At 65.3% G+C, this 26,608-nt stretch carries 28 protein-coding genes; 24 read left to right on the forward strand and 4 right to left on the reverse strand.

Going from position 1 to position 26,608, the window contains the following annotated elements:
• Positions 1 to 122: 122 nt before the first annotated feature.
• The 3 genes from ACG3SL_RS17645 to ACG3SL_RS17655 form a co-directional block, all read right to left on the reverse strand.
• Positions 123 to 755, reverse strand: a complete 633-nt coding sequence (locus tag ACG3SL_RS17645; RefSeq protein ID WP_448662470.1) for a tyrosine-type recombinase/integrase — start codon at positions 753 to 755, stop codon at positions 123 to 125.
• Positions 756 to 939: 184 nt separating this feature from the next.
• The gene (locus ACG3SL_RS17650; RefSeq protein ID WP_448662471.1) at positions 940 to 1,860 is read right to left on the reverse strand and encodes an NAD(P)H-binding protein; all 921 of its coding nucleotides are present in this window, start codon (positions 1,858 to 1,860) and stop codon (positions 940 to 942) included.
• Complete coding sequence (locus ACG3SL_RS17655) at positions 1,835 to 2,497, reverse strand: O-methyltransferase (protein ID WP_448662472.1); 663 nt, start codon at positions 2,495 to 2,497, stop codon at positions 1,835 to 1,837. The genes ACG3SL_RS17650 and ACG3SL_RS17655 overlap by 26 nt, the downstream gene beginning before the upstream one ends.
• Before the next feature lie 96 nt (positions 2,498 to 2,593).
• Between ACG3SL_RS17655 and ACG3SL_RS17660 the strand changes: the two genes are divergently transcribed.
• Positions 2,594 to 3,277 carry a TetR family transcriptional regulator gene (locus ACG3SL_RS17660; protein ID WP_448662473.1) on the forward strand — a complete coding sequence of 228 codons (684 nt, stop codon included), beginning with the start codon at positions 2,594 to 2,596 and terminating at the stop codon, positions 3,275 to 3,277.
• 253 nt (positions 3,278 to 3,530) lie between these two features.
• Here ACG3SL_RS17660 and ACG3SL_RS17665 read toward each other — a convergent pair whose 3' ends face one another.
• The gene (locus tag ACG3SL_RS17665) at positions 3,531 to 5,456 is read right to left on the reverse strand and encodes a TonB-dependent siderophore receptor (RefSeq protein WP_448662474.1); all 1,926 of its coding nucleotides are present in this window, start codon (positions 5,454 to 5,456) and stop codon (positions 3,531 to 3,533) included.
• Positions 5,457 to 5,592: 136 nt separating this feature from the next.
• Here ACG3SL_RS17665 and ACG3SL_RS17670 point away from each other — a divergent pair, with 136 nt between their 5' ends.
• From ACG3SL_RS17670 to ACG3SL_RS17780, 23 genes are all read left to right on the forward strand, one after another.
• On the forward strand, positions 5,593 to 6,453 hold the full coding sequence (locus ACG3SL_RS17670) for a LytTR family DNA-binding domain-containing protein (RefSeq protein WP_448662475.1): 861 nt from the start codon (positions 5,593 to 5,595) through the stop codon (positions 6,451 to 6,453).
• Positions 6,454 to 6,741: 288 nt separating this feature from the next.
• Entirely contained in the window at positions 6,742 to 7,410 is a 669-nt protein-coding gene (locus ACG3SL_RS17675; protein ID WP_448662476.1) for a BlaI/MecI/CopY family transcriptional regulator, read from the forward strand.
• Positions 7,407 to 8,648 (forward strand): M56 family metallopeptidase, encoded by a 1,242-nt coding sequence (locus ACG3SL_RS17680; protein ID WP_448662477.1) that lies wholly within the window; start codon positions 7,407 to 7,409, stop codon positions 8,646 to 8,648. Before ACG3SL_RS17675 ends, ACG3SL_RS17680 begins: the two co-directional genes overlap by 4 nt.
• Before the next feature lie 43 nt (positions 8,649 to 8,691).
• The gene (locus ACG3SL_RS17685; RefSeq protein WP_448662478.1) at positions 8,692 to 10,179 is read left to right on the forward strand and encodes a serine hydrolase; all 1,488 of its coding nucleotides are present in this window, start codon (positions 8,692 to 8,694) and stop codon (positions 10,177 to 10,179) included.
• A 462-nt stretch (positions 10,180 to 10,641) separates the two neighbouring features.
• Positions 10,642 to 10,842 carry a hypothetical protein gene (locus ACG3SL_RS17690; RefSeq protein WP_448662479.1) on the forward strand — a complete coding sequence of 67 codons (201 nt, stop codon included), beginning with the start codon at positions 10,642 to 10,644 and terminating at the stop codon, positions 10,840 to 10,842.
• Positions 10,839 to 11,615 carry an ABC-three component system protein gene (locus tag ACG3SL_RS17695; protein ID WP_448662480.1) on the forward strand — a complete coding sequence of 259 codons (777 nt, stop codon included), beginning with the start codon at positions 10,839 to 10,841 and terminating at the stop codon, positions 11,613 to 11,615. The genes ACG3SL_RS17690 and ACG3SL_RS17695 overlap by 4 nt, the downstream gene beginning before the upstream one ends.
• Position 11,616: 1 nt before the next feature.
• Entirely contained in the window at positions 11,617 to 12,132 is a 516-nt protein-coding gene (locus ACG3SL_RS17700) for an ABC-three component system middle component 5 (RefSeq protein ID WP_448662481.1), read from the forward strand.
• Positions 12,133 to 12,139: 7 nt separating this feature from the next.
• Positions 12,140 to 14,032 carry a hypothetical protein gene (locus tag ACG3SL_RS17705; protein WP_448662482.1) on the forward strand — a complete coding sequence of 631 codons (1,893 nt, stop codon included), beginning with the start codon at positions 12,140 to 12,142 and terminating at the stop codon, positions 14,030 to 14,032.
• 1,612 nt (positions 14,033 to 15,644) lie between these two features.
• The gene (locus tag ACG3SL_RS17710) at positions 15,645 to 15,812 is read left to right on the forward strand and encodes a hypothetical protein (protein WP_448662483.1); all 168 of its coding nucleotides are present in this window, start codon (positions 15,645 to 15,647) and stop codon (positions 15,810 to 15,812) included.
• Positions 15,813 to 16,581: 769 nt separating this feature from the next.
• A complete protein-coding gene (locus ACG3SL_RS17715; RefSeq protein ID WP_448662484.1) occupies positions 16,582 to 16,905 on the forward strand; it encodes a DUF736 domain-containing protein in 324 nt (107 codons plus the stop codon).
• 191 nt (positions 16,906 to 17,096) lie between these two features.
• The gene (locus tag ACG3SL_RS17720) at positions 17,097 to 17,840 is read left to right on the forward strand and encodes a DNA -binding domain-containing protein (RefSeq protein WP_448662485.1); all 744 of its coding nucleotides are present in this window, start codon (positions 17,097 to 17,099) and stop codon (positions 17,838 to 17,840) included.
• Between the two features lie 121 nt (positions 17,841 to 17,961).
• Positions 17,962 to 18,237 carry a helix-turn-helix transcriptional regulator gene (locus ACG3SL_RS17725; RefSeq protein ID WP_448662486.1) on the forward strand — a complete coding sequence of 92 codons (276 nt, stop codon included), beginning with the start codon at positions 17,962 to 17,964 and terminating at the stop codon, positions 18,235 to 18,237.
• A complete protein-coding gene (locus tag ACG3SL_RS17730; RefSeq protein WP_448662487.1) occupies positions 18,234 to 18,764 on the forward strand; it encodes a DUF2840 domain-containing protein in 531 nt (176 codons plus the stop codon). Before ACG3SL_RS17725 ends, ACG3SL_RS17730 begins: the two co-directional genes overlap by 4 nt.
• Positions 18,761 to 19,345: a S26 family signal peptidase gene (locus tag ACG3SL_RS17735; RefSeq protein ID WP_448662488.1), complete on the forward strand. Its 585-nt coding sequence runs from the start codon at positions 18,761 to 18,763 to the stop codon at positions 19,343 to 19,345. Before ACG3SL_RS17730 ends, ACG3SL_RS17735 begins: the two co-directional genes overlap by 4 nt.
• Positions 19,342 to 19,686 carry a DUF736 domain-containing protein gene (locus tag ACG3SL_RS17740; RefSeq protein ID WP_448662489.1) on the forward strand — a complete coding sequence of 115 codons (345 nt, stop codon included), beginning with the start codon at positions 19,342 to 19,344 and terminating at the stop codon, positions 19,684 to 19,686. The genes ACG3SL_RS17735 and ACG3SL_RS17740 overlap by 4 nt, the downstream gene beginning before the upstream one ends.
• The gene (locus ACG3SL_RS17745; protein WP_448662490.1) at positions 19,686 to 20,393 is read left to right on the forward strand and encodes a lytic transglycosylase domain-containing protein; all 708 of its coding nucleotides are present in this window, start codon (positions 19,686 to 19,688) and stop codon (positions 20,391 to 20,393) included. The genes ACG3SL_RS17740 and ACG3SL_RS17745 overlap by 1 nt, the downstream gene beginning before the upstream one ends.
• On the forward strand, positions 20,390 to 20,644 hold the full coding sequence (locus tag ACG3SL_RS17750; protein ID WP_448662491.1) for a hypothetical protein: 255 nt from the start codon (positions 20,390 to 20,392) through the stop codon (positions 20,642 to 20,644). The genes ACG3SL_RS17745 and ACG3SL_RS17750 overlap by 4 nt, the downstream gene beginning before the upstream one ends.
• Positions 20,641 to 22,368, forward strand: coding sequence for a relaxase/mobilization nuclease domain-containing protein (locus ACG3SL_RS17755; protein ID WP_448662492.1), 1,728 nt, complete (start codon positions 20,641 to 20,643; stop codon positions 22,366 to 22,368). Before ACG3SL_RS17750 ends, ACG3SL_RS17755 begins: the two co-directional genes overlap by 4 nt.
• A 10-nt stretch (positions 22,369 to 22,378) precedes the next feature.
• Positions 22,379 to 24,352: a conjugal transfer protein TraG gene (locus ACG3SL_RS17760; protein WP_448662493.1), complete on the forward strand. Its 1,974-nt coding sequence runs from the start codon at positions 22,379 to 22,381 to the stop codon at positions 24,350 to 24,352.
• On the forward strand, positions 24,349 to 24,759 hold the full coding sequence (locus ACG3SL_RS17765) for a CopG family transcriptional regulator (RefSeq protein WP_448662494.1): 411 nt from the start codon (positions 24,349 to 24,351) through the stop codon (positions 24,757 to 24,759). The genes ACG3SL_RS17760 and ACG3SL_RS17765 overlap by 4 nt, the downstream gene beginning before the upstream one ends.
• Before the next feature lie 271 nt (positions 24,760 to 25,030).
• Entirely contained in the window at positions 25,031 to 26,005 is a 975-nt protein-coding gene (gene trbB, locus ACG3SL_RS17770; RefSeq protein WP_448662495.1) for a P-type conjugative transfer ATPase TrbB, read from the forward strand.
• Positions 26,002 to 26,328 carry a TrbC/VirB2 family protein gene (locus ACG3SL_RS17775; RefSeq protein ID WP_448662496.1) on the forward strand — a complete coding sequence of 109 codons (327 nt, stop codon included), beginning with the start codon at positions 26,002 to 26,004 and terminating at the stop codon, positions 26,326 to 26,328. Before trbB ends, ACG3SL_RS17775 begins: the two co-directional genes overlap by 4 nt.
• Positions 26,328 to 26,606 (forward strand): VirB3 family type IV secretion system protein, encoded by a 279-nt coding sequence (locus ACG3SL_RS17780; RefSeq protein WP_448662497.1) that lies wholly within the window; start codon positions 26,328 to 26,330, stop codon positions 26,604 to 26,606. The genes ACG3SL_RS17775 and ACG3SL_RS17780 overlap by 1 nt, the downstream gene beginning before the upstream one ends.
• Positions 26,607 to 26,608: the final 2 nt, after the last annotated feature.

Raw genomic sequence — 26,608 nt, forward strand, 5'->3', positions numbered from 1 at the left:
GCAGCGGGTTCGTGCTACGGCCCATGAGCGGCCTGTTTGCTATTATCAAAGCAAGGCCTGGCAGGCTGACTACCGCAAACGAAAAGCGGTCGTTCTCACGACGTCGAACGACCGCTTCGTCGTCAAATCTCAGTCCGCTCGGCCAGCAGAAGCGCATCCTCGATATCGACGCCGAGATAGCGCACAGTGTTCTCGATCTTCGTGTGCCCCAGCAGGATTTGGATCGCGCGGATGTTGCCAGTGGCCCTGTATATCATCGCTGCCTTGGTACGCCGGAGCGAATGCGTGCCATACTCGGCCCGCCGCAGCCCAATGGCGGTCACCCACTCGTCAACCAATCGAGCATACTGTCGCGTGCTCATATGGGTGGTGTGATCGACCCGGCTGGGGAACACGTAGTCAGCCACGGTCCCACCCCGCCGCTCGAGCCAGGCCAGCAAACTGGCACGAACATCGGCCGTCAATTCGAACTGCACGGGACGGCCCGTCTTCTTCTGCACTACTATGGCTCGTGTGCGGATGTCCGAGCCGGCGACCACATCGCCGATGGACAATCGAACGAGATCGCAGCCGCGAAGCTTACTATCGATCGCCAAATCAAACAGCGCACGATCGCGCAGGCGACCTTCACGATCCAGGAAGAAGCGGATTGCCCAGATTTGCTTCTGCGTCAGAGGCCGCTTCGTGCCGACGGTCTTGCCTGCATTCCATGCAGCACGGGTTTGCAGCGGAGGATCATATTGTGAGTAGCCCATTGTCGTTCTCCTCGGCCAAAATTGGCCGACCAAAGAACGCAATTTGCCGCCGGCTTCTGGGCCGTAACCTGCCTGGCAGCTCCCGGAGGTCCACCAGCAGGAGATGCCGTTGCCATTACGCCGCCCCTGAACATTGGAACCTGGGCGAAAGGCAACGCGATGTCCGCTCACCTGCAGACGCGTCTCATCGCATCGCGGGCGCGATCACGCTCCTGCAGAAATCGCGAAAACGCGTCACCCCGGTGCTTTCGGGTCGACGGATCGCGACATTGTCGATGCCCTCGTCCTTCGATCGGTACATATCGACATAGCCCTGGGCCACGGATCCGCTGGCGCCGCGATCCAGGAACTGCCGCTTGAACTCGTCGTAGCCGATCTGCTGATATCGCACCGAGCGACCGCAGACTTCCGATATAATCGCTGCTTGGTCGTTGAACGACAGATCTTCCGGCCCAAGGACGGAAATCTCTTCCTGCCCGGTCCAGCTGTCGTCCGTGAGCAATCTCGCCGCGGCGGTCGCCATGTCGCGCGTCGCGGTAAACGGCAGCTTCTTACCGGGATGGATGGGACCGAAGAACAGCCCCTGGTCCTTCATCGTGCCGACCTGCCGTGCGCTATTCTCCATGAACGAAGGCGTGGCAAGACCGCGAAAGGCGGCCCCGCTGGCCATCAGCATGTCGTCCATCGCGATCGAAGCCGTCACGGGACCGGCGCGCCCTTGCCACGGCGTTCCGCGGCCGAGCGCGGTGATCGACACCACCCGCGCCACGCCATGGCGAGCGATCGCCGCCGCCGCGGGGCGGGTGAAGTCGAGATAGGCTTCCTCCAGCGTCTGCCGCCACGCGGGCGGGGCGAGCCAGAACAGCGCATCGGCGCTGGCGAACGCACCGTCGACCACGTCCGGGTCGCCATGCGATCCCTCGATCACCTCGACCCGGCGACGAACGTCTTCGGATAATTTGGCGGGATCCCGCACGATGACGCGAACGTGCGCGTCGGCGGCAAGGAGGTCGGCGAGGAGCTGTCTGCCGATTTGGCTGGTCGGCGCGGTAATGACGATCATCATGGGTTTCCCTGGTTCAGAGCCGGATGGAGAGTTCGACATCGTCGGTAAAGCTCATGGTATAGTAGCCGCGGGCGACAGCGCTCACGCGCTCTAGATAGTCAGGGCAATAATCCGCATTGTCGGCCACGATCACGGCGCCGGGGCGCAGCCGGTCTTCGACCAGTCCCAGCACGTCACTGTAGAGCGACTTGGCACCGTCGAGCAGCAGGAGGTCGATCGTGCCCGGCAGATCGCGCTTGAATGTCTCGAGCGCATCACCCTCACGCAACTCGACGAGATCGGACAGCCCAGCGGCGGCGATGTTGGCCCTGGCCGTGGCTACCTTCGAGGGTTCGAATTCACTCGTGATCACGCGACCCCCGCCATTATCGCGCAACGCTGCCGCGAGGTGCACGGTCGAAAGACCGAAAGAGGTGCCGAATTCGACGATCGACTGCGCTCGGATCGCCCGTGCCAGAATGTAGAGCAGCTTCCCCGTCTCACGAGAGACCGGGAGCGCAAAGTCCTTGAGGCTGGAATATAGCGCGAGATAATCGTCCTTGCTCTGCATCAGGCGGAGTCGGTCGTCCGCCGAAAGCGCTTCGAACGCGGGGCTCGCAAGCGGCGACGCCGCCTCGGCTTCGGTGAACAGTCGGTCGAGAAGCGGCGCAACCGGCGCGTTGGAAATCGTGATCATTGAAAGTTTCTCCGGCGGGCGTTGCGAATTGCTTGCCCTCGCCGCGAAAATACGACTAGTTCGTCACGTTTACTAATCGCGTTCGGAAAGGTTGCAGTGACGGAGCGTCGAAATCCGCAGATTTCCTCGCGCAAACAGCCGAAGCAGGCGCGCGCGAACGATCTCGTCGCCGCCGTGCTGGACGCCGCTATTCAGGTTTTGCGCACCGAGGGGTCAGCTCGATTCACGACGGCGCGCGTTGCCGAGCGTGCCGGGGTCAGCGTCGGATCGGTCTACCAATATTTCCCGAACAAGGCGGCGATTCTGTTTCGCTTGCAAAGCGACGAATGGCGTCGAACAGGCCAGTTGCTCATCGACATCCTTAGCGACCGGGATCACCCGGCTTTTGAGCGGGTACGATTGCTGACCCACGCCTTTCTGCGTTCCGAATGCGAGGAAGCAGAAGTCAGGACAGCGCTTGCGGACGCAGCGCCGCTCTACCGCGACGCCCCCGAGGTGGAGGAAGCACAGGCGGCGGGCTCGCAGGTGATCCGCGCCTTCATTCGAGAGACCTTGCCCGGCCTTGATTGCGAGGCGACCGATTCGGTTGCCAGCCTCATCGAGACCACATTGACGCAGGTCGGCAGCAATTTTTCCGAGACGCCTCGCACGGATCACGAAATCGAGACATATGCGGCGGCGATGGCGGAAATGTTTGTCGCCTATCTGCAAGCGCTGGCGAAACGCGCTGAACGGTCGCTTGCAGGAGCGCGGGACGGCGCGATGAACGACCGGGAGTAGGGCGCAATATCTCGACCAAGCTCAGGATGGTCTGCGCGATCGCCCCCTTCTTGAGTGCGAGAGTAAGCTCGCTCAGCTTTTGCGTGAGCGCCGGCACTTGGCGCATATGGTCCAGTCGTTCGGTCATGGTCTGTAGATTCAATACGTTGGGGATTGTCAGGGCCTGGTCTTGGTCGGCAAGGTGCGAAAATGGCCCGTGTGCCGAATAGCAGCGGTGGTAGCTCTGATTTGCGAGTGCGGCCTCGCCGCGTGGCTACCATTCGCTCGTCAGGGTTAACATGACCGTCCGAGGAGCGATCGGGTTCAACAAGCCGCTATTGCTGGCATTCCACGCGAAGCGATCGTTGAGGTTGGCCAGCCGAGCGCGCACCGTGAACGGGCGCGTGTCCATTTGGAAGCGTAGACGGGCCCCGACATTCAACACCGCATAGGCAGGCAAGGAGATGTGGTTGGAGCGGTCAGCAAATCGATCGGAGCGGAAGCTGACGCCCCCGTCGACGGACAGTCCGTCCACACCGGGCACTCGCCAGGTGGCGTTTGCGAGCGCCGAGAATGCAGGTCGATTGATCGGCCGGACGCCATAGATGCCTTGGTCCACCAGCTCGCCGCTCGTGCGAGCGTCGAGATAGGTCGTGCCCAGGACGATGCTCAGCCGCGGCGTGAGCGGTCCAGCGAGCGATAGTTCCACGCCGCGATGCCGCACCGTGCCCACAAAGTCGAAGGCGCCACGCGGATCGACGCCGAGCAACGGCTTGGCGAGGTCAAATACCCCCGCAATCAAAGTCGGCCCACCCGCGAACGCGGCCTTCAATCCCAACTCCGCCTGGCGCGAAATCGCGGCGGGCAGCACCTCCCCACGGTTTAGCGCGTTGGCAGGAGCAACACCCGATTCCTCCAGTCCACGCGCGAAGCTCGCATAGGCGGTCACCGTGCGCGCCAGCGCTACTGACAGCGCGCCGCCATACAGCAAAGGCTGGCTGGTCTGGCGCGTGACCACCCCGTCCAGCGCTTGCGCTCGCTTTGAATAAAAAACGTGCTGGATGTCGGCACGGATCTCGGCAGCAGCCCCGATCGACAGGCGGTAGCCGAGCCCGGCAGTCCATTGGCTGACATCGTCGCGCAGCCGCCTTGGGTCGGGCGTGACTTCCGGGAGGGCGCGCGCTGGCGGATGGTCCAGGTCGGGATATTCACCAAGATCGAACGGCGCACCTGGGTCGCTCAGCGCCATGCTGTCGCGGCGGCGGATCATTGCGACGACGCGATGCTGAAGTGTCGCGTTGCCGAAGTGCCTGGTCGCGGTGATTTCGCTCGAAACGGCACTGCGCGTCTCAGCGCCGAACAACAAGCCGCTCGCCTGCGCCGGTGCGCCGGGTGACAGGCGAATGAGGCTGAAGATGTTGCGCTGATACGGCAGGACCGAACGGAAGGCGGAGGCGCCGATCATCCAGCCACCGCTCGCCTCGAGATCGACCATGATCCCGGCGAGTTCGCTGGTGTTTCGTGCCTCCATCCACGGCTGCGTGCGATCGATGCCGCGCCGGATTCGGGCGGGCGGTGTACCGACGATCGAGTAGGAAGTGGATGCGCCCCGGGTGAAGACGTTCCGGCTCCAGATGGCGGTCACGCGAACGCCGCGTGCCGGCCGCCACCGCGGCACGACTCCGAAGGCGACGAAGGTGCCGCGAGTGCCGTCGGTGTAGCGTTGAACCGGACTGAGCTGAAGGCCGCCAGCAGCGCTCAGGCTTTCATCTCCATTTGCCGCCGCGAATCGGGTCAGAGCGACAGGTCCCGAACCGCCCCACCAGCCCGCTTCCGTCGTCGCACTCAGACCGCGCACTCCGTCCGGCAGGTCGTACTGCACGACGCCTGAGGGGGCGGCGAAATCGGTGCGTAGTCCATTCGCACCGACCCGGATCGCAACGCCCTCGGTCACGGGCTGTAGAAGGCCGGCGGCGCGAACGAAATAATGATCCTCGATTCGGTAGTTGCCTGCACTCTGCAGGTCGAAGCCGCGCACTTCGCTCTCGCTATAGAGCCCGACATCCTCGATCCCGATCCGGCGCCCGAACGCGTCGTCGGCTTCGCGCAGTACATCGCGCGCCTGCACGGGCGACAGTACCGTCTGACCGGATGCGGCGGCGGGCGCGACAAGCAGCGAGAAAAGAATGGAGCAACGCATTCGAACAGCCTCCTTGCGGGTATCGGGGCTGAGTTGGGGGCGTGGGCAAGCCTCGTGCGAGCGGCTTGTGCCGAACGACACGCCAATGGGATGAACGACGCTTCGCGCGCGCGCTCGCCTGCGCTACTCAGGACCCATGCGGAGCATCGCCCAACGGGTCTTCTGGGATCAGCAAATCCCGCTTGCGGCTGGAGCGCTGCTTGCCCTGTTTGGGTTCGTGCTGGGCTATCACGCGGGCGGCACCGCGCTTCAACTCAATCCATTTGCTTCCGAGCATCCGGCCGAGACGCCGCTCGCCAAGCTGCTGATTTGGAGCCTTGCGCTGGCAATCGGCTGTGGGTGTCGTCAGCCTGTAGCGGCACTGCTTGCACGCCGTGCCTCACCTTTGGTGCTGCTTGCGCTCGCCTTCATTCCCGTGATCGCGGCCGATATGCTCGCCTCGAGGTTCGCGGTGGGCATCTCAGGGTATCCAACTTGCGCCCCGGGCGCGGTGCCGCTGCCGACATATGCGCACTTTCTTCCTCGCGGGGCGATCCTCGGGACCGCCGTGCTGCTCGCCATGCTGGCGTGGGGCAAGCATCTTGCTCGTCGCGCCGCTGCCGAGGCCGCGAACCTCGAACCGATCATCGCCTGCCCGGAGCCGGCAGCACCCGCTCTCGACGGGGAGTGGCTAGACCTGGCCGAAGCGCCGCTGCTTCGACTGCGCATCGCTGACATCGTGCTGGTCCGCTCTGCAGGCAATTACAGCGAGATTGTTGCACATGGTCGCGCGCATATGGTGCGCATAACGTTAACGGATCTGGCGCACCGACTGGCGCCGCTGGGCTTTGTCCGCGTCCACCGTCAAACGGTCGTGAACAGCCGGCAGGTGCGCCAGATCCGCAAGACACAAGGCGGCCGCGGCACGATCCAGTTATTGTGCGGCGTTTCGGTGCCGCTCGGCCGCAGCTATGCTAAGGTGGTGCTAGCGCCGCCATCCAGCACCAACTCCAGTTGAACAGGGACGCCGGATGGGCGGATCGTCGCTGTGTCCCTTTGCCCCTAGGTCGCGACCGGGGGGCCAGATGCCCGATTGGATCGCGCCGAAGCTGTCGTGAACGACCTGGCGCGCTGCATCGGTCGTACCGCCATTTCGGCCTTTAACGCTTCAGTCGACCGACGCGCGATGCGGTCCTGGTTCAGCTGGGCGGACTGCCTTAGCCCGCACGCCATTTGGTCCCTGGCCCTCCATTGTCCCGTCGATTCGCGCTAAAATGAACGACCGGCAGGTTCCGGGATCGATCGCGTGATCGAGGAACTGCCGCTATTGGGGCGCTTTGCCGACTGGCTGGTTTTCGTAATTGCGGACAGACGGCTCATGGGCCGAGAGCGGAACAGCCGCTTCCGAGGCGCGGCCATTGTCTATCCGCCTTCGGTCGAGCGGCTTGGCGGTGAACGCGTCGCCAGCGCACAGCGCTTGGCCGGTGTGCGGTGGAGCCTGCGCCGTTCGGATTCCGGCATGGAGAAGAGGCGAGGCATCCGATACGGATTCCCTCTTGCATCTACACTTGTAGACGCTACATCTACAAATGTAGACGAGGCGGATGATATGGAACGCATTACCGAAAGCGAGCAGGCGATTTTGCGAGCGTTATGGGACGGGCAACCCCTGACCGCCGCCGAACTTGGCACTGCGATGGAGCGCGAACGGGGTTGGAGCCTGAGCACCGTAAAGACGTTGCTGGCGCGCCTTGTTGCGAAGGACGCAGTCGTCCACGAGGCGGATGGACGCCGCTTCTTCTATCGTGCGGCGCTGTCGCGGGAGCAGTTCGCGACGCGCCAGTCGCGGCATCTGATCGACACTTTGTTCGGAGGACGCGCTGCTCCGCTCGTTGCACATCTGGCGCGCAGCGACGCACTCACATCGGATGACATAGCCGAGATCGAGGCTCTGTTGCGGGCGATCAAGCCATGACCGGCTGGATCGTCCAGACCCTGGTCGCATCGACCCTTCTGATGGTCGGCGTCGCGGCTCTCCGCCCGCTGCTGCGCAGCCGGGTGCCCCCCCGCTTCATCTATGCGCTCTGGCTGTTGCCCGCCTTGCGGATGGTGATGCCGACGTTGCCGCTGCTCAAGGCAGAAGCTCGACCTGAGTATGTCATGCCGATCGTGCTCGCTAACGCGCCGACCCGGGAGGTTTCAGGGCCGGATCTCATCCTCTTGCTCGTCATCCTCTGGCTGACCGGCGCATTACTGTGGCTCGCATGGCAATGGGCGGGATATTGGCGATTCCTGCGATCGGCCCGGCTCGATTGCGTGGCAACCGTGACGCCGGTTGCCGGCATTCCCGTCCATTTGAGCGGCGGAGTCGACGGCCCGGTGGCGGTCGGCATATTGCGGCGCCAGATTTACGTCCCGCTCGATTTTGAAGCGCGTTTCGATCCGCAGGAAGGGCAATGCGCGCTGGCGCATGAAGCGATGCACCACCGGCGATACGACCTGCTCGCCAATATGGCGGCGATTACGGTGCTGGCGCTGCACTGGTTCAATCCGATCGCGCACCGGGCGTACCGGCTGTTCCGTGCGGATCAGGAACTCGCGTGCGATGCCGATGTGTTGCGGACGCTGGGAAGAGCCCAGGCCGAAACATATGCGCGTACCTTGTTGAAGGCCACGGCAGGCGGGCCTGCCGCGCTGTGCCGCCTCAGCGAGGCGGCGCTGCTGAAGCACCGGCTGCGCGGCCTGGCGCTTCAATCGCCACAGCGCCGGTACTGGCATGTGACGGTTCTGGTGCCTGCGCTTGGTGGTGCAGCGCTTTTGCTCAGTGCCGCGACGCATGCGAGCTCGACCACGCCCGCGTTGCGGACCTCATCTGTCGCGGGCGCTTCCCCGCAGGCGGAGCGTCCCCGGCCACGGGCAGACGCAGGGGCAGGCAAAGCGTCCCGCCCAACCACCGGACGCACGCAACCGACGCATAAGCCAACACCCGCCGTGGGTGCGGATGTCGCAACGGGCAGATCATTGGCGCTGCCGATACCGCTGCCGTCGCCGCAAATGCTGGCCGCCGCCCGGGGTCGGCCCGTCGACGACCCCGATTACCTCAGCCGCCGCGCCGAGGCAGGGCTCGCCCGCTCGCAGGCGCGCTATGCCTCGCCGGCGGCAGCGGCAGCGGCGCGCGGACGGCCGATCCCGGAGCCGCGTCCGTCCGACTGACGCGCGTCGCACCATCCACCGCAAAACATCGCTGGAGACTGATATGACCCCGACCCTTTGGTCCGGCTGCCGACGGAGCCTCGCCCGTGGCGGAGCCCTGCTGTTTCTCGCCATCCTGCCGATATCCGCATCGGCGCAAAGCGTGGCGACCGATCCGGCGATCGCCGCCGATCGCTATCTCAGCGCGCAGATGGCCAAGCTGCAGATACCCGGCCTGGCGGTCGCGGTGATAAAGGACGGCAGGATTGTCCTTTCGCGCGGCTATGGCACCGGCAGCGTCGAATTCGGCCTGCCCGCGCGCGACGACACGGTCTTCGCGATCAACTCTATCACCAAGGCGTTCACCGGAGTCGCAGCGATGCGGCTGGTTGACGAGGGCAAACTCGATCTCTCCGCACCCGTGGGGCATTATCTGAAAGACCTGCCCCCAGCATGGCGCGGCGTTACGATCCGCCAGTTGCTCAGCCATCAATCCGGCCTGCCCGACGTGATGCGCGCACCTGGTGTCGAAACCGACGCCGCAGCCGCATGGCAATGGGTGCAGGAACAACCGATCCGCTTCGCGCCGGGGGATCATTTCAACTATTGCCAGACCAACTACACGCTCATCCAGCGCGTGCTCAACACGATCGAAGGCCGCGCGCTCGACGCGCCGCTTGCCGAGGAGCAGATGCGGCTCATTGGCATGGCGCATACCTATTATGGCGATGCGTATGACATGGTGCCGAACAAGGTGCCGACCTATCACTGGTCGCTGCCTGGGCCATTCGTGAACGGATATAGCGGAGCCGCGTCCGACGCGCCGCGTACGATAAAAGAAGCGTCGGAGCGGTTCCTGCCGTTCCGGCGCGCTTCATCGGGGCTGAACAGCACCGCGATCGACATGGCGAACTGGCTGATTGCTGTCGGGCAGGGTTCGTTGCTCAGCGCGCAGGCGCGGGAAACGATGTGGACGCCCATTTCCTTCACTGACGGAACAGCCGGGCAATGGGGCATGGGGTGGCAGGTCTTCGCGCGCGGCAGCCATCGTGCGGCGGGAATGACCGGGGGTGGACGCGCGGCGGCGTTCTACTATCCCGAGGACCGTGTCGGGGTCGTCATCCTCACCAATCTTGCGGGCGCATTTCCCGAAGACATGGTCGACAAGATCGCGTCCCTCTACGCGCCCGGCCTGCCGCTCGCCGGCGTGCCAGCGCTGCGGATCGCGCTCGAGGAACAGGGGTACGCCCGGGCGACGGCGGCGGCCGCAGCGATCAAGGCGAAGGACCCCGGACTGGTATGGCCCGAGCAGGAACTGAATGATTGGGGCTATCGTCTGCTCAGTACCGGGCGCGCTCAGGATGCGGTGCCGTTGTTCGCCTTCATCGCCGCCGAATATCCCAAAAGCGTCAACGCGCACGACAGCCTGGCGCAGGCCTATCACGTCGTCGGAAATATCGCCGCTTCGGCGCGCGAATACCGGCGCGTGCTGGAGCTTGATCCGGCCAATGAATCGGCGAAGCGGCACCTTGCCGAGTTCGCCGGCGGATGAGCCAAGTGTCGGGGTGAGCAGGCGGCAGCTTTCAGGATCTGAAAGCGGGTCTTGGAATGGCCGAGTATGGGGCGCATTCCCGACCGACCGTTATTCAATAGCGGCCTGGCTGCTCATGGGCCGGTTGCAGAATGGCCGGTCTCGGGCGATGTAGCAGCCTAAACAGACCTTCGTTTAGTTGGCGATCTGGGTGCTGAGTTTCAAATTGGTCATTCACATCGCCGTAGCAGCTATTTGAAACTGGCGCGTCCGTCCACCTGTCGGTCGAGGCGGAAATAGCACAGCGCCCATCGGCACGCGGTCACGCTGATCAACACAGCGTCAGCATCACGCGGGCTGGCGACGTACCGAGCGCTTGCCTATCGACACCTGAGCTTAGAAGTACAACCGATCCGAGGCCATCTCCGCTTGCTTTCAATACGACCTGTGGCGCATGATGCAGTGTTAGAATAGGAATTTTTGATGCTCGAGAATTTGCTTGGTGCACACACGCCGGAGATCGTGTCAGGGATTGTCGGCGCGATCGCCGGGGCGGTTGGAGGCTCATTCATTACCTACAAGCGAATGAAGTCGACTACGATCAGTGGTTATGGCCGAGTTGTCGATCAGAGCGGCTCCCGAGTGAGCGGCGATCAGACAGGCGGAAACAAGACTCATCGATGAGTGATAGGAAGCCCGGGACTAGCCTGGTCCCGGTTTCAAGCAAGAAAGAGATCGCTGCCCAGCTTCCTGGCGCAGGCAGCCTCGTGTTGCGCCGGATCGGCGAGTTGATGCAGAATGCCTCGCCGGACACGCATCCTGTGGCCATGCCAGAGCCGACGCCCACCTCTTCGATAGATCAATCGCGCTCCAAGGTGGGCGGCGATCAAGTGGCAGGGGATAAGATCGACGGTCCTAAGTTTACCGGTGACGTTCTTGCCGGCAACGCCGTCAAGATAGCCGCTCAATACAACATTCAGCTGCCCCGGTCGGCATCGGTCGTTGAAAAGCTGCTACACAAACTGCAGCATGAGGTGGAGCAGAACATTCAGTATAACGACACGATTGTTCGTCTCCAGCGCTATCATGGCGGGGTAGCCCACGACGACATCAAAGGGTTGATCGCCAAACTCCGCCACAGCGGCCGAGAAGCTCAGATCGACGTCGCACTCGAGCAGAAAGAGGAGTTTGCAAAGTTACTGGAGACTTGGTCGCTATACCATTCTGCACAGGAGATCTTTGTCTATCTTCTCGCAAGGGCTGAGAATGTTTTCACAACCGAGGTCATTCCCGAGATCGCGACTTCTACGATCAGCCAAATCAATCGGCAGATCAATCGTGATATCGTCGATCCGATCGTCGATGAGTGTGCCGTAAGCGTTCTGCAAATCGACCACGTAAGCGCTATGGGCATGCTTTACTGGCTAGCCGAGCAATGCTTCATCAGGTGGCACTGACGTGATCAGCTACCAACCTGCTTTGGATCGGTATCATACGATCTTCAGGCTGATGGCCCTTGTCCGCGAGCTCTCGACGTGTCTGCCGATCGAGGTCGACAAGCTGCGCCTCCTCGACTTCTTTTTGGCATTTCCGTTCCGCTTGGAGACATTTAGCTTCAAAAAGGCGCATGCTTCTCTGAAAAAGGTGGGTAAGTCCTATCGATTGACCCAGCCCTATGGGGGCATACCCGATGACGCGACCCTATTCCTGCGCATGGCCCCGGTGCAGGCGCTGGCACTCGACACGTTGGCGGCTCACGCCTTAATCGATCCGGACGCGTATCAGCGGGGCGTTATCATGGCCGGGGACGCTAAGACCCCCGATGCCCTCAGCGAAGCGATTGCTACCTATATTTCTGACAACGCCGCTCTGTTCGAGGCGATCAGAACACTGGCGTGCGACTATGCGCTGCTTGGCAGTGACGGGCTGAAGCGCCGCAGTGGCCTGATGGAGTACAAATACGATGCGGCATGATCCCACCATGATCGTCGAGCGCATGCTCGTGCATAAGGATGGGGAGTCGGCGTACGATGAGCGATTCCATGTCGGCGTCAATGTTATCCGTGGTGATAATTCTTCAGGCAAGTCGACCGTCCTTAACTTCATCTACTACGGACTTGGCGGTGACCTGCAGGACTGGAGCGAAGCAGCCCTGCGCTGCACGCGAGTATATCTGCAGGTGCGCTTCAATGGCAACGTCGCAACCCTGGCGCGCGACGTCACTGACCGGCCGCGCCCAGCAATGGACCTCTTTGCCGGCGAGATCGATGAAGCACTCACAGCGCCCGCCGCTCGATGGCTGCGGCTGGGCTATATCCGCTCCGACAAGCGCGAGAGCTTCTCGCAGGTCATCTTTCGGCTGCTAGATATGCCGGAGGTTGCAAACGAGACTTCTGGCAACATCACAATTAATCAGCTTCTGCGCTTGCTATATGCCGACCAGCTGAGCCCAGTGAACAGCCTCTTTAAAAGCCAAGGCGCATTCGATGACGCCGGTTTGCGAGATGCAGTAGGTCGGCTTCTCTTTGGCGCCCATAGTGCGCAGTTTTATGAGAACGAACAGGAAATCAAACGGCTCAACAAGGAACTGGACGAGGCCACTGGCGCGTATCGCAGCCTGCTCGCGGTGGCTGGCGAAGCTGAGCAAGGTTTTACGCACGAATGGATTAGTGCTCAACGCCACCGGCTGGAGCAGGATGCCGCAGCGATCACTACGGCCCTTACTGATGCCGAGCGTCAGATGCGCGATGCACCTGACCAGACCACAACCACCTTGCGCGGCCAAGAAGCTGCCTATGATGAAGTGGTCACGCTGCAGGCCGAGCTAGGAGAGGCGCAGGCGGAACGCGACAACCTCACGCTGAAAATTGTGGACTCAGATCGCTTCATCAACAGCCTCCAATTCAAGCTGCGTGCACTGCGAGACTCCTCAACCGTGGCGGCGGCGATCGGCGATGTGCGGTATAACGATTGTCCGGCCTGTCATGCGCCCACTGCTGAGAGCGGCAACGAGCATGCGTGTTATCTGTGCAAATCTCCATACGACGACGGGCATGAGCGCGGCCGTATCACCGCGTTGATCAACGAAACGGCACTGCAACTTGATCAGTCGAAGCATCTTCAGCGTAACCGGCAGCTTAAGGCGGCCGAACTCGACCTCCGGGTCCGAGATTTGCGCGAGCGCTGGGAAAAAGCTCGGCAACGTCTCGATAGCCTCCGCCGGGTTGCGACTACCGAACAGCAACTGCGTGTACGCGATCTCAACCGACAGGCGGGCTACATCCAGCGCTCGCTTGAAGATCTCGCCCGCATGGAACAGCTGGCGGCCAAGCTTCGCGAGCTCAGCGAACGTCGCGCAAAGCTGCAAGGACGTATTGCCGCTTTGCAAGGTGACAACGAAGCTCTGCATCGCCAGCAGGCGGAACGGATCGCCAGAGCGAGCACCGTGGTTTCAGATGAAATACGCGAGCTGCTAATCAACGATCTACGCCGACAGGATATTTTTGAGAACCCACAGCGCGTTAACTTCAATTTCCGCGACAACTCAATTAGCATCAATGAACAACGTTACTTCTCGGCCAGCTCTCGTGCCATTTTGAAAAGCAGTTTTGCTTTAGCATTGCTCTCTGCCTCAACCAAACTTGCCTTCATGCGTGATCCGCGTTTTTGCATGATTGATACCTTGGAAAACATGGGTGTAGAGGCGATACGCAGTCAGAATTTCCAGAAGCAGATCCTGCGGGTGTCATCGGCTGCCGTGGTGGAGCATCAGATCATTTTTGCCACTGCGATGTTAACGCCTGAACTGGATAGACCAGAATACACCGTTGGGCGACACTATACGCGGGATGCGCCGTCTCTCAAGTTGCTCTGAATATAGTTGGTCGCGCACGAGCTGCTTTCCACTACCCTTGCCCAAAGATTTGGCTTGACCGGATGGCAACTTTCGAGATCATGTCGATGAAGCTCGAACGGCTGAGATTGGCGCGCTTAGCTGCCTCAGAATGTGGTTACGACGCCCTAAAAGCAGCAACGCTTCCTTAAGGTAGAGAAATCAAGATAGTACCGTATTCTCGGGACGGATTTATGAGTTACAGGGCGATAGTCGACGGTTGTTACATAGCATGGTCACCTAGCCTTCATGAGGCATACCGGTACTACTATGCAAACCCTCGTTTTACACTGGCGAAGATAGGCAGCTCCGGCGATATCTTTGCTCGTATCGACAGCTTGAACGGACTGGATAGCTACTTCTCCAAGGTTCCTAGAGCGATCGATCCCGCTGGCTGGGGTCACGCTAACGACTGGGAACCATGGCGGATACGTCAGGACTATGTCGGCTCTGACCGGTCTCAGCTAGAGAGAAATATTCAGGACGGTCAGCCGCGACTTCGGCTGACGGACTGGAAAGCTATCCATAAGCGCGTCTCTCGGCGCACTTACCTCCCGAAGATCCAAGAGCTGTTTATCGTCGATATCGAGCGCGTCCAACGGCTACTGCCCACTCGGATAAACGATGTTCTTCCGGAACTTCGTAAGATTGATGAAAAGCTACTTTCCACTTTCGGCGATGCGCCTGAAGTTTATTTAAAGGTCCAGCCCTACCACGTCCGCTTCCAGGAACGTGCGAAGGTCCGGCGAATGTCGGAGATTGGGGCGCAACGCTGACCGACAGCTACCACCAGAACCGGAAGTTAACCGAGGCTGATATGGACGACTGCCCCTGGGCAGCTACCGATTAGCAGATCTCTGCTATCTGTCTCCGCATACCGGACGGCTCCCGCCGCCCTATGACCAGACAGACAGCTCTTGGCGTCAGTAGCCAACCGGAGATGCGCGTCGTTCGGGCCAAAGGTGGTCGGGTACCGGTTGAATGAGGCACACGGCTCCGACGCGCAGATAGACGCGCTTGTCCGCGGGCGAGAGTCTGGAATGCGGGCTCCAGCAGTGCGTGCACTGGCGCTCCTTCGGAGCCGCCAGGGTCCGCGCGTTGTGTGGACCGCATGGCCCGCTCGCAAGACCGGGGGCGATGCGGCGGCTGGCCCACAGGCCTGCGCGCACGCCGCACCGCTGCGCGGTCTTCTGCGAGAGGGCAGACCCTTTGTGCCGCGAGGCGGCGGTGAATGTTCGTCGAAGTGCGCGAAGGCGCCGCGATGTTCAGCCTGGCCGAGAGGGGCTGCAGGATGCCTGTTTGCTGCGGGCGACGGCTCGAAGCTGGCGACGCTTTGAGGGTGTGTGAGGCGGCTTGGCGCAATGGTCTGACGGTTTCGCGGGCTCTGCACGGCGCGGGGTGCGGGCACCCTCCCGCTCTTTGAGGCACTTCCTTGGCCCGGCGCGCGGCCTGACGCCATCAACCCGTAAAGGGTCCGCTATGCCTTGCATGCGGCCGCTTGCCGTCGGCGGCGCGGTGATTGCGGCCGCGCGCCGGTCGCTTCGGGCGCCTGTCGAGCGGGGGCGGTCCCCGCTCCCCGACAGGAGCCCTGGAGATGCCGCTCACGCTCGCACAGAAGAACGCCTGGAGCCTGGCCCGAACCCTCATGACAATTGTCGTTGTGGTCCGGATCGGCGAGCACGAGTTCGGTGTCCTCGAGGCCCAGGAATTCGACGGCGATCCCGCCTGGATCGTCCGCGAATATGACCCGTTCGCGCGCTGACCGCGCTTGGATCGGGTGTCTTTCCGAGCGGGCTCACGCATGGCGTTCCGCATGCTTTGACTGCGTCTGGCAGGATGATGTCCGGAAGCCTCGGTCTGCTGGTGCCGTTGCGGGCGGGTGGCTGGGTGGCATTCGGGGCTCTGGGGTCCTGCATTGATGGCGGGGTGAAGCGTGCGTCTCTTCGTGAACGCGGGAGCCGCCGCCGCTTCGTGGCATGGCGCCTTTGGCTTCGGTCGGTGAGGGTTTGGGCGGTCGCGCCCGGGCTGGGCGGTGCTGCCTTCAAGGGGTAGCGGTGCGGGACTGGCCTGGTGGCGCCGCGGGTCGGCTTGCGTCGATCGTGGCGCTTCGCTGACCCCGGCGGGGCGGCGGTTCTTGCGCGGATGGCAGTTGCCAAGGGTGCGGGGGGCCGTGACGGGCGGTGTTCGCGGGGCATGGGAACGTGTGCCCAAAGCTGGGGCGGGCGCTCGATGCCTTTGCTCTGCCTGAGCGACTTGGGCTGTGGTTCGCCTGGCCGGTATCGGTGCCGGGCCGCCCCTTGGGCCTCGTCAATGGCTGTCTGGCCGGAGGACGGCTTCGCCTCGCCGGACTGGCCGCAACCGCGCCCCCCGGCTTTCTTCCCCTGGGCGTGCGCCCATTCCTCGCGAGGCAAGAAAGCCTGGCGGCGCGGTCCTCCGCTTCGCTTCGGGCACATGCTGCGGCACCCGGCGCATCCGGCCTCTGGACGCCATCGAGGCCGCACAGGGCGGTCCCGAACATCGGAGTACGTGACATGGCGAACATCGGCAGCTTCAAGAAGGTCGGCGAGGAATATCAGGGTTCGATCGTGACCCTCAGCGTCCAGGCCAAGGGCGTCCGGATTGCACCGGAAGACAATCGCCCGAACGACAATGCCCCCACCCACCGCGTCTATGTCGGCCGCGCCGAGATCGGTGCCGCCTGGGCCAAGGTCTCTGCAGAAGGCCGCGACTATCTCTCGGTCAAGCTCGACGATCCGAGCTTCACCCAGCCCATCTTCGCGAACCTCTTCGACGACGAAGGCAGCGACACCCACAGCCTGATCTGGTCGCGGCCGCGTCGCGCCAGCAACGACTGATCGAAGCCAAAGGCGCCCCGCCGCGATGCGGCGGGGCGCCATTTTCCTTGCTCGGTTTCTGTGTGGGGGTGTCCGCGCGGCGGGAGAGCGCTCGCCCCTCTGCGGGTCTTCGCGGGAGCAGGCGAAAGGACAAGGTCCGGTGCGGGAATGGTCCCCGATCCGGAGCAGCCGCCGTCGCCAGTCGCTCGCCTTTGCAGGCTCGTGCCGACCCGTTCGCGCAGCACGATCGTGCCGATTTCGCGCAGGAATTCCTGCGGCGGAACCGCGCCTATCGCGCCGCCTGGGATACGCTTGGCGAGGCGAAGGTGACGGCCGGTGCAGCAGACACTGCGCGCGCCGAAGCGGCGCGCTGGGGCCTGGTCCGGCTGTTCGATCCCGCCGCCCCGGTGCACGCCGCGCCTGCGATCTGGCGCCCCGAATGCGCCTCGCAGGTCGTATCGCTCGCACCGGCGCCGCAATCGCTTCCGGGGGCCGCGCCGCTCGGCGAGGTCGCGCCGATCGCCGATCTCGCCTCACCGACCTCGCGCGATCTTGTCGTGGAACATGGCGGCGTCCGGCACCGCCTGCATGTCGTCGGTGGGATGTGCGACGCGCCGCTTGCCATCCTGCTCGCCCCGCTCGGCGATCCGCTTCGCGTCGCCGCCTGCGATGCCGCGCGGCGGATGCTCGCAGGCCAGCGTATCGCCGAGCCCCGTTCCGCGCTTCGCCCGAGCCCTGTCCAACGCCGGCGTCTGGTGTTGCTGCTCGCCGTCCTTGATGCCGCCAGCGCAGGGGCCGGCAATCGCGCGATCGGGACGCGCATCGTCTACCCCTGGATCACCGATATCGGCGCTGCCGCCTGGAAGGCGTCGAGCGAGCGCCGCCGTGTGCAGCGGCTGCTCGCCGAGGCGAGGCATCTTGCCGCGTCGGGTTACCGCGCGCTGCTGCACGGATAGGGGCGACATTCTGTCGTAGGTCGTTCCCGCCGCTCCCCCGCACCGCCGCCCGCGCGCCATTGGAGGCCGGTGATTGGAACGGCCCCGCTGCACTGGCCGGGCCCCTGCCGGAGACCATCGAATGACACTCGATCCACCGCGACGCTTGCTGCGTACTCCCGATGCTGCACTGTTGCTCGGCCTGTCGGCTCGCACGCTCGAAAAGCATCGCTGCTATGGCACCGGTCCCGTGTACCGGAAGCTCGGCGGCCGCATCGTCTATGCAGTCGAGGACCTGCTGCACTGGGCCGACCAGGGCGCACGCCGCTCGACGTCGGATCGCGGCACCGGCACCGTGCATCCGGCAAAACGCATCGACCCGAGCGTGCTCGACCGCAGCGGCCCGGTGCGGCGATGAACGATGCTCCCCCTCGTGCCTGTCCGGCATCGGCTATCCGTTTGCGCGGACAAGGGTCTCGGCTGGCGGGGACAACCAGCGTCGAACTGACCTGGATCGAGCAGGCGACCGAGCGCTGGATCCGCTTCGGCGCGCCCGTCCGCGAGCAGATTCTCGATCGCCGGCGGTGCGTGCTCTCGTTCGCATGCGGCAGCGTGTTTGCCTTCGTCCGCTGGGCGTCGAACGACTATGGAACGCAGCTGTCCCGCCTCGACATTGTTCGGGCGGTGGGGCCGGGCGAAGGCTATTCGACCCTGCCCTGTGTGTCTCCCGGCGGCGAGCTGCTCCTGCACCTCGGTGGCTGGCCGAAGGTACGCCAGGCGCTCGCCATCATCGATGCGGTCGAGGCAAGCGGCATCGATCCGTGCGACGTCGCACCCGATTATTGGCGGCACGTACATAACCGGCTGGTCGTCGGGTTGCGCCCCCGTGCCTATGCGCCGGCGCGCCACCGCGCCTGGTTGCTGCGTCGGGAACTCGGCGCATGACCCGCGCCGGGCTCTTCCTTGTCGGCGCCTGCGCGATCGGTGCGCTGGTCGCCCCGGCCGTGCATCGCCCGGTGCCGCGACTGGTCTGGAACGCCAGCGCGAGCATCCCGGTCGGGCTCTATGCGGCGCGCGTGCCCAGCCGCCTGCGCGTCGGCGACCTGGTTGCGGCCGAGGCGCCGGCATCTGTCGCTGCCCTTGCCGCCGAGCGCGGCTATCTGCCGCGCGGCGTGCCTCTCCTCAAGCATGTCGCCGCGCTTGGCGGACAGCGTATCTGCCGGACCGGCATGACCTTGACGGTCGATGGGCGCCGCGTCGCCGAGGCGCGCGCACGCGATCGTCTCGGGCGTCCGCTCCCGCGCTGGCGCGGCTGCCGGACGCTCGCGCCGGGTGAGGTGTTGCTGCTCAATGCGCGCGCCGCCGACAGCTTCGACGGGCGCTATTTCGGGCCCGTACCGGCGCGGCGGGTCATCGCATTGCTCGCGCCGCTCTGGCTTCCCGGCCGCGGCGCAGCTGCCCCCCGGAGTGCGCCCGAACGGCGCGAATTTTCTCAGCCCTGCAACCTTGAAGGAGCACGCAAATGATCACCATCGGAGCATTTTTCGCGGACGGCGACGGGTTTCGCGGACGCCTGGAAACCCTTGGCCTCAGCGCGGCGCTGACCATCGTTCCGGCGGGTCCGGGCGGCGTTCGGAACGCGCCCGACTACCGTCTCCATTTCGGCGACGGCGCCGAGGGCCCCGAGATCGGTGCGGGCTGGAAGCGCACCGGCGAACGCGCCGGCGCCTATCTCGCGATCGTCATCGATGACCCGCAGTTCGCCCGTCCGATACGCGCCAATCTCTTTCGGCCGACGATCGCGGGCCAGCCGCACCTTCTCGTCTGGCAGCGCGCACCGCGCCGCCACGCGCCCGAGGCGCAGTGATGCCCAGCCCGCTGGCGCGCCCCTGGCAGCCGGTTGCGGGCGCCTTGTTCGCGGTGGCCCTGGTCTCCCCGTCGGTTTCGCGGGCGGCATGCCCGTCTGCGATTTCGCTCGAGGTCCCCATCGCCCAGGCGGCAGCGCGGTTCGGCATTTCCGAGGCGATTCTGCGTGCAGTGATCGCTGTCGAGAGCAATTTCATGGTGCTCGCGGTGTCGCCCAAGGGTGCGATGGGGCTCATGCAGCTGATGCCCGGCACCTGGCAGGCGCTGCGTGTCAAACATGCGTTCGGAACCGATCCGTTCGACCCTTGCGACAACATCCTTGCCGGCGCTGCCTATCTCCGCGAGCTCCACGATCGCTACGGTGACCCCGGCTTTCTCGCCGCCTATCATGCCGGCCCCGGGCGCTATGAAGCCTATCGTTCCGGCCGTCCGCTGCCTGCAGAAACGCTTGCCTATGTCGCCCAGGTACAGGCGCGCAGGGCCGATCGGGTGGCACCACAAGCAGCGCAGATGGGCACCGATCGCGATCCCTGGCGCGCGGCGCGACTGTTCGTTCACGCGCCGGATCCGGAGGCGTCGCAGGAGCGTGGAAGAGGCGCTGCAAACCTCTCCGGATTGCAGCAATCGCAGGCGGTTCCAGACGTTCGGCCTGCTCCCGGCCCTCTGCCCGAAAGCCTCTTCGTGCCGCGCACCGGAGTGCCGAAATGACCGGGCTGCTCGCCTCTGCAATGCCGGGGGTTGCCTGGGCGATCGGGTCGGTGGTGGCGGGCAAGAAGGGCATCCGGGAGGGGCAGAAGGGATGGCAAGATAAAAGCACCGCCGTCTCCGGGCATGCAAATGGTTGTAAAGATTGGCGAAAATGCGCCGCCGCCCGAAAGGGCGTGCCGGCGGGTGCGCGATTTTCTGCAATGTTTTCAATATCTCGCGCGCTGGCAGCTGCCCGGGAGTGCCCGCTGTGAGCGATGAGGACCGCTTCCAGGTTCGCCCCGGCAAGGGCCGCGGCGGTGGCGGCCGGCGCCTGCCGAGCCTTGCCGCGCAGGTCCGACGTGTCGCGGCGCGCTCGGGCGCTGTGGCTCGCGCCTTGCGGCTGGGTGGCGGCACCGGGCGGGCGGGTCGGGGTCGAAGTGCGGCGCTTCGCGGCAAACGCGCGCCCGGGACAAGGCGTGTCATCGTCAAGGCGCGTGTCGTCCGGCATGGCGGAACCCACCGGCGCGCAGCACCGCTCGCGCGCCATATCGCCTATCTCGAGCGCGACGGGGTTACCCGTGACGGCAGCCCGGCCGCGCTGTTCGATGCGGGGTCCGATTGCAGCGACGGGCCGGCGTTCGCCGCGCGCTGCGAAGACGACCGCCACCATTTCCGCTTCATCGTCGCACCCGAGGACGGCGGTGCGATGGCCGATCTGCGCGGCTTCACGCGTGAGCTGATGGACGATGCCGCTCGCGATCTCGGCACCTCGCTCGACTGGGTCGCGGCCGATCACTGGAACACCGGCAATCCGCACGTGCATGTCCTGGTCCGCGGCGTCGCGGACGACGGGTCCGACCTCGTGATCGACCGCGGCTATATCGCGCAGGGTCTCCGCCACCGCGCCGAGGCGCGTGTCACCCTCGAGCTCGGACCACGCTCCGAACGGGAAATCGAGCAGAGCCTGGCGCGCGAAGTCGAAGCCGATCGCTGGACCAGCCTCGACCGCGCGCTGGTCGCGCGCTCCGACGCGGACGGGCTGGTGGATCTGCGACCCGATCGCCTGGTGCCGCCCGATCGGCGCGCGCTGCTTCTCGCGCGGCGCGCCGGCACGCTCGAGCGGCTCGGCCTGGCTCGAGCCGCCGATGCCGGACGCTGGGTCCTCCAGCCGGATGCCGAGGCGACGCTGCGCGCGCTGGGCGAGCGCGGCGACATCATCAAGGCGGTGCACCGCGCGCTCGGCGGGCGCGCGGTCCCCGATGGCCAGCTCGCAATCCACGCGCCGGGTGCGCCCGATGCCGTCATCGGGCGCCTGGTCGAGCGGGGCCTGCAGGACGAGCTTGCCGGAACGGCCTATGCGATCGTCGACGGTATCGACGGTCGCCACCATCATCTGCGCTTCGACGACCTTGCCCAGACCGGCGACGCCCTCCCCGGCGCGGTGGTCGAGCTGCGTCATTGGCAGGATCCGCGCGGCGCACCGCGCCAGGCGCTGGCCGTGCGCAGCGACCTGCCGATCGCCGAGCAGATATCCGCGCGCGGGGCGACCTGGCTCGATCGCCAGCTCCTTGGCCGCGATCCGGCGATGACGGCGCGCGGCTTTGGCGGCGAGGTCCTCGCCGCGCTGCACGCGCGCGGGGAGCATCTGATCGGCCAAGGCTTGGCACAGCGCCGTGCCGGTCGCGCGGTACTCGTGCCCGGACTCCTCGACACCTTGCGCGACGCCGAGCTCCGCGAGGCGACCGCTGCCATTGCCGCCCGCACCGGGCGCACGCCGATGGTGGCGCGCGACGGCGCCGTGATCGCCGGCACGTACCGCGAGCGCGTGACTCTCGCCTCGGGGCGCTTCGCAATGATCGACGATGGCCTCGGCTTCCAGCTCGTTCCCTGGCGCCCCGCACTCGACGACGGGCTCGGCCTCGCGGTCACCGGCCGGGTGCGCGCGAGCGGCGGGATCGACTGGACGATCGGCCGCAGCCGGGGCCTTTCACTTTAGGAGACGCGACATGCAATCGACCCGGATCTTGTGGGGCCAGGTCATCACTGTTCTGCTGATCATCCTGGGCACCAGCTGGGGAGCGACGCAGTGGACCGCCGCAGCGCTTGGCCATCAGCCCGAACTCGGTCCTCCCTGGTTCCTGCTCGGCGGCTACCCCGTATATCCGCCCCCGGCCTTTTTCTGGTGGTGGTTCAGCTATGACGCCTATGCGCCGGCGATCTTCGTGCGCGGGGCGTATATCGCCGCCTCGGGCGGCGTCCTCGCCGTCGTCGCCGCGATCGCCATGTCGGTGTGGCGCGCCCGCGAGCGTCACGCTGCCGAAACCTATGGCTCGGCGCGCTGGGCGAGCCGGCAGGAAGTGGACGCCGCCGGGCTGACCGAAGACGCCGGCGTGGTCCTGGGGCGGCTTGGCCGCACCTATCTGCGCCATGACGGCCCCGAGCATGTCCTGTGCTTCGCGCCCACCCGCTCGGGCAAGGGCGTCGGGCTGGTCGTGCCCACGCTTCTCACCTGGGGCGGTTCGGCGATCGTCCACGACATCAAGGGCGAGAACTGGACGCTGACCGCGGGCTTCCGGGCACGGCTCGGCCGCGTGCTGCTGTTCGACCCCACCAATCCCGCTTCCGCGCCCTATAATCCCCTGCTCGAGGTGCGGCGCGGCGACTGCGAGGTTCGCGACGCCCAGAACATCGCCGACGTGCTGGTCGATCCCGACGGCGCGCTCGAGCGGCGCAATCATTGGGAAAAGACCAGCCACGCGCTGCTGGTGGGCGCGATCCTGCATGTCCTTTATGCCGAGCCCGACAAGACGCTGGCCGGTGTCGCCGCGTTCCTCTCCGACCCTGCGCGAACCATCGACCAGACGCTCGCGGCGATGCTCGCGACTCCGCATCTCGGCAAGGCGGGCGTTCACCCGATCGTCGCCTCGGTGGCGCGCGAGCTCTCGAACAAGTCGGACAATGAGCGCTCGGGCGTGCTTTCTACCGCCATGTCGTTCCTCGGCCTCTACCGCGATCCGGTGGTGGCGGCGGTGACCAGCCGGTCCACCTGGCGGATCGCCGACCTCGTCGATGCCGAACAGCCCGTCACCCTTTACCTGGTCGTGCCGCCTTCCGACATCAGCCGGACCAAGCCGCTCATCCGCCTGCTGCTCAACCAGATCGGCCGGCGCCTGACCGAGACGCTGAATGCCGGCGATAGCCGGCGCCGCGTTCTCTTCATGCTCGACGAGTTTCCGGCGCTGGGGCGGCTCGATTTCTTCGAATCGGCACTCGCCTTCATGGCGGGCTATGGCCTCAAGGCCTTTCTCATCGCCCAGTCGCTCAACCAGATCGAAAAGGCGTACGGCGCGAACAACGCGATCCTCGACAATTGCCATGTCCGGGTCAGCTTCGCGACCAATGACGAGCGCACCGCCAAGCGCATCTCCGACGCGCTGGGAACGGCGACCGAGATGCGGGCGATGAAGAATTATGCCGGGCACCGGCTCTCGCCCTGGCTCGGCCATCTGATGGTATCGCGCACAGAGACCGCGCGGGCGCTGCTTACCCCGGGCGAGATCATGCAATTGCCGGCCGGAGACGAGATCGTGATGGTCGCGGGCGTGCCGCCGATCCGCGCCGAGAAGGTCCGCTATTATGCCGATCGCCGGCTCGCGGAGCGTATCCTCGCGCCGCCCTCCTCGACTCCGCAAGGTGCGGCGCGCGCCGGCGACTGGCCCCCCTCTGGGGAAACGCCGCGCCCGCCCGCACCGCCCGTGCAGGTTACGCCCGAGGACCCGGCCAATGGCGGCGTCCGCCGCGAGCCCGAGCTTGGCGCCGAGCAGGAAATCGTGCCGCCGCCGCCGCCACGCCCGACCAACGAGTTCGAGTTCGGGCAGGGCAGCAGCAACGATGCGCTTCATGCCGCCCGCGTGCAGGAGCGGCTGCGCCGCGCCGCACGCCAGGCATCGATGGATCCCGACGACGGAGTGCAATTATGACCGCGCTGCGCATCAAACATACCTTCCGCTTGCCGCCGACGCTTTCCGCGCAGCTCGCCGACTACGCGGCGCGCAAGCGTGTCTCGCAGGCGCTGGTGGTCGAGACCGCCTTGTCGTCGTTTCTGTCGGAGGACGGTGCCGAGCATCTCGAGGCCGCGCTCGGCCGGCGCCTCGACCGGATCACCCGCCAGTCCGAAAAGCTCGCCTGGCATGTCGAGCTCGGCAACGAGACGCTCGCGCTGTTCGTCCGCTTCTGGCTGGTCAACAATCCGCCTTTGCCCGACACCGCGCTTCCAGCCGCCCAGGCGATGGGCAAGGAGCGCTGGGAGCGCTTCGTCGAGGCGCTCAATCGCCGCATGGAATTCGGGCCGCGCTTCCAAAACGAGATCTCGCAAGATCGATCATGACGCACGCGCTGCGGCCCGCAGGGCCAGGCCTCTCTGACTGCGCTCGGGCTCCGGCACTGCGCCGGGCCGGCCTGCCCGATTCGCGGCGCGGCCGGTCGGTCGGCTGCCTTTGCGGGGCCGATCGGCGGACGCCGAACCGCCGCGACTTTCCAATCCTACGATAGCCTGCGACGCGCGCAACTTGTTGTTGCGATTGCCGAATTTCGCGCCTCCTTAGTCATCCCTGCAGCCGGGGCACTGTCGCTCCGGTCCAAATCAGGGTGATCCCCAGGTGACCGAGCAACCCCTTCGTTCCGAAGCCCAGCGTCGCGGCGCGAGGATGCTGCGCACCGCGCTCGGCGCCGGCATCGCGGGCTGGCTCGACGATCCCGAAATCGTCGAGATCATGCTCAACCCCGATGGCCGGCTATGGATCGAGCGACTGGGCACCGGGCTCGCCGCGACCGACCTGTCGCTGCCGCCCGCCGACGGCGAACGAATCATCCGCGTCGTCGCGCACCATGTCGCCTCCGACGTGCATGCCGGCGCGCCGCGGGTTTCGGCCGAGCTGCCCGGGACCGGGGAGCGCTTCGAAGGGCTGCTGCCGCCGGTCGTCGCCGCCCCCACCTTTGCGATCCGCAAGCCTGCGGTCGCGGTGTTCACGCTCGACGAGTATGTCGCGGCAGGCATCCTCGCGCCCTGGCAGTGCGCGGTGCTGCGCGGCGGCGTCGCCGCACGCGACAACATTCTCGTCGCGGGCGGTACCGGCACCGGCAAGACCACGCTCGCCAATGCGCTGCTCGCCGAGATCGCAGAGAGCGGCGACCGGGTCGTGCTGATCGAGGATACCCGCGAGCTGCAATGCACCGCCCCCAATCTGGTGGCGATGCGCACCCGCGACGGTGTCGCATCGCTCGCCGAACTGGTGCGCTCGGCACTGCGGCTGCGCCCCGACCGTATCCCGATCGGCGAAGTGCGGGGGCCCGAGGCGCTCGACCTGCTCAAGGCCTGGAGCACCGGTCACCCGGGCGGCTTCGGGACTCTCCATGCCGGCTCTGCGCTCGGTGCGCTCCGCCGCCTCGAACAGCTCATCCAGGAGGCGGTCGTCACTGTGCCGCGTCCGCTCATCGCCGAGACGATCGGCCTCATCGCAGTGCTGGTGCGCGCGCCCGGCGGGCGCCGGCTCGCGGAGCTCGCCCGCGTCGAAGGGCTCGATGCGGCCGGCGCCTACCGGCTTCGCATTCTCACTGAAGGAGACACCCAATGACCTTGCCCCGTTTGTTTCCGCGCCGCGCTGCGGCCCTGGCCGGCATAGCGATATCGATGCTTGCGGCACTTCCCGCCCGCGCCTCGGGCTCGTCCATGCCCTGGGAAGCACCGCTCCAGTCGATCCTCGAGAGCATCGAAGGGCCGGTCGCCAAGATCGTCGCAGTGATCATCATCATCGTCACCGGGCTGTCGCTCGCCTTTGGCGAGACCTCGGGCGGGTTCCGGCGGCTGATCCAGATCGTGTTCGGGCTCAGCATCGCTTTTGCCGCCAGCTCCTTCTTCCTAAGCTTCTTCAGCTTCGGCGGCGGGGCGCTGGTCTGATGGACACGCTCGATCCCGGCGCCGCCCTCCCCGGCTATTTCGCGCCCGTCCACCGCGCGCTCGTCGAGCCGATCCTGCTCGGCGGCGCGCCGCGCTCGGTCGCGATCGTCAATGCCACGCTCGCCGGTGCGGTAGGCCTCGGCCTGCGCCTGTGGGTGGCAGGGCTCGTGCTCGGCGCGCTCGGCCATCTCGCGGCGCTCTGGGCAGCACGCCGCGACCCCCAGTTCCTCGAGGTCGGGCGGCGGCATGTCCGCTATCCCGCCTATCTGCGGGCGTGAGG

The sequence above is a fragment of the Sphingomonas degradans genome (assembly GCF_053502645.1).

Bases quoted from the DNA above. Each gene is read 5' to 3' on its own strand.
- ACG3SL_RS17745 (WP_448662490.1), top strand. From the start codon at position 19,686: ATGCCCAGCCCGCTGGCGCGCCCCTGGCAGCCGGTTGCGGGCGCCTTG.
- ACG3SL_RS17765 (WP_448662494.1), top strand. From the start codon at position 24,349: ATGACCGCGCTGCGCATCAAACATACCTTCCGCTTGCCGCCGACGCTT.
- ACG3SL_RS17730 (WP_448662487.1), top strand. From the start codon at position 18,234: ATGAACGATGCTCCCCCTCGTGCCTGTCCGGCATCGGCTATCCGTTTG.
- ACG3SL_RS17715 (WP_448662484.1), top strand. From the start codon at position 16,582: ATGGCGAACATCGGCAGCTTCAAGAAGGTCGGCGAGGAATATCAGGGT.
- ACG3SL_RS17650 (WP_448662471.1), bottom strand. From the start codon at position 1,860: ATGTCGAACTCTCCATCCGGCTCTGAACCAGGGAAACCCATGATGATC.
- ACG3SL_RS17780 (WP_448662497.1), top strand. From the start codon at position 26,328: ATGGACACGCTCGATCCCGGCGCCGCCCTCCCCGGCTATTTCGCGCCC.
- ACG3SL_RS17775 (WP_448662496.1), top strand. From the start codon at position 26,002: ATGACCTTGCCCCGTTTGTTTCCGCGCCGCGCTGCGGCCCTGGCCGGC.
- ACG3SL_RS17680 (WP_448662477.1), top strand. From the start codon at position 7,407: ATGACCGGCTGGATCGTCCAGACCCTGGTCGCATCGACCCTTCTGATG.
- ACG3SL_RS17760 (WP_448662493.1), top strand. From the start codon at position 22,379: ATGCAATCGACCCGGATCTTGTGGGGCCAGGTCATCACTGTTCTGCTG.
- ACG3SL_RS17670 (WP_448662475.1), top strand. From the start codon at position 5,593: ATGCGGAGCATCGCCCAACGGGTCTTCTGGGATCAGCAAATCCCGCTT.
- ACG3SL_RS17705 (WP_448662482.1), top strand. From the start codon at position 12,140: ATGATCGTCGAGCGCATGCTCGTGCATAAGGATGGGGAGTCGGCGTAC.
- ACG3SL_RS17750 (WP_448662491.1), top strand. From the start codon at position 20,390: ATGACCGGGCTGCTCGCCTCTGCAATGCCGGGGGTTGCCTGGGCGATC.
- ACG3SL_RS17690 (WP_448662479.1), top strand. From the start codon at position 10,642: ATGCTCGAGAATTTGCTTGGTGCACACACGCCGGAGATCGTGTCAGGG.
- ACG3SL_RS17695 (WP_448662480.1), top strand. From the start codon at position 10,839: ATGAGTGATAGGAAGCCCGGGACTAGCCTGGTCCCGGTTTCAAGCAAG.
- ACG3SL_RS17645 (WP_448662470.1), bottom strand. From the start codon at position 755: ATGGGCTACTCACAATATGATCCTCCGCTGCAAACCCGTGCTGCATGG.
- ACG3SL_RS17740 (WP_448662489.1), top strand. From the start codon at position 19,342: ATGATCACCATCGGAGCATTTTTCGCGGACGGCGACGGGTTTCGCGGA.
- ACG3SL_RS17685 (WP_448662478.1), top strand. From the start codon at position 8,692: ATGACCCCGACCCTTTGGTCCGGCTGCCGACGGAGCCTCGCCCGTGGC.
- ACG3SL_RS17735 (WP_448662488.1), top strand. From the start codon at position 18,761: ATGACCCGCGCCGGGCTCTTCCTTGTCGGCGCCTGCGCGATCGGTGCG.
- ACG3SL_RS17725 (WP_448662486.1), top strand. From the start codon at position 17,962: ATGACACTCGATCCACCGCGACGCTTGCTGCGTACTCCCGATGCTGCA.
- ACG3SL_RS17710 (WP_448662483.1), top strand. From the start codon at position 15,645: ATGCCGCTCACGCTCGCACAGAAGAACGCCTGGAGCCTGGCCCGAACC.
- ACG3SL_RS17655 (WP_448662472.1), bottom strand. From the start codon at position 2,497: ATGATCACGATTTCCAACGCGCCGGTTGCGCCGCTTCTCGACCGACTG.
- ACG3SL_RS17665 (WP_448662474.1), bottom strand. From the start codon at position 5,456: ATGCGTTGCTCCATTCTTTTCTCGCTGCTTGTCGCGCCCGCCGCCGCA.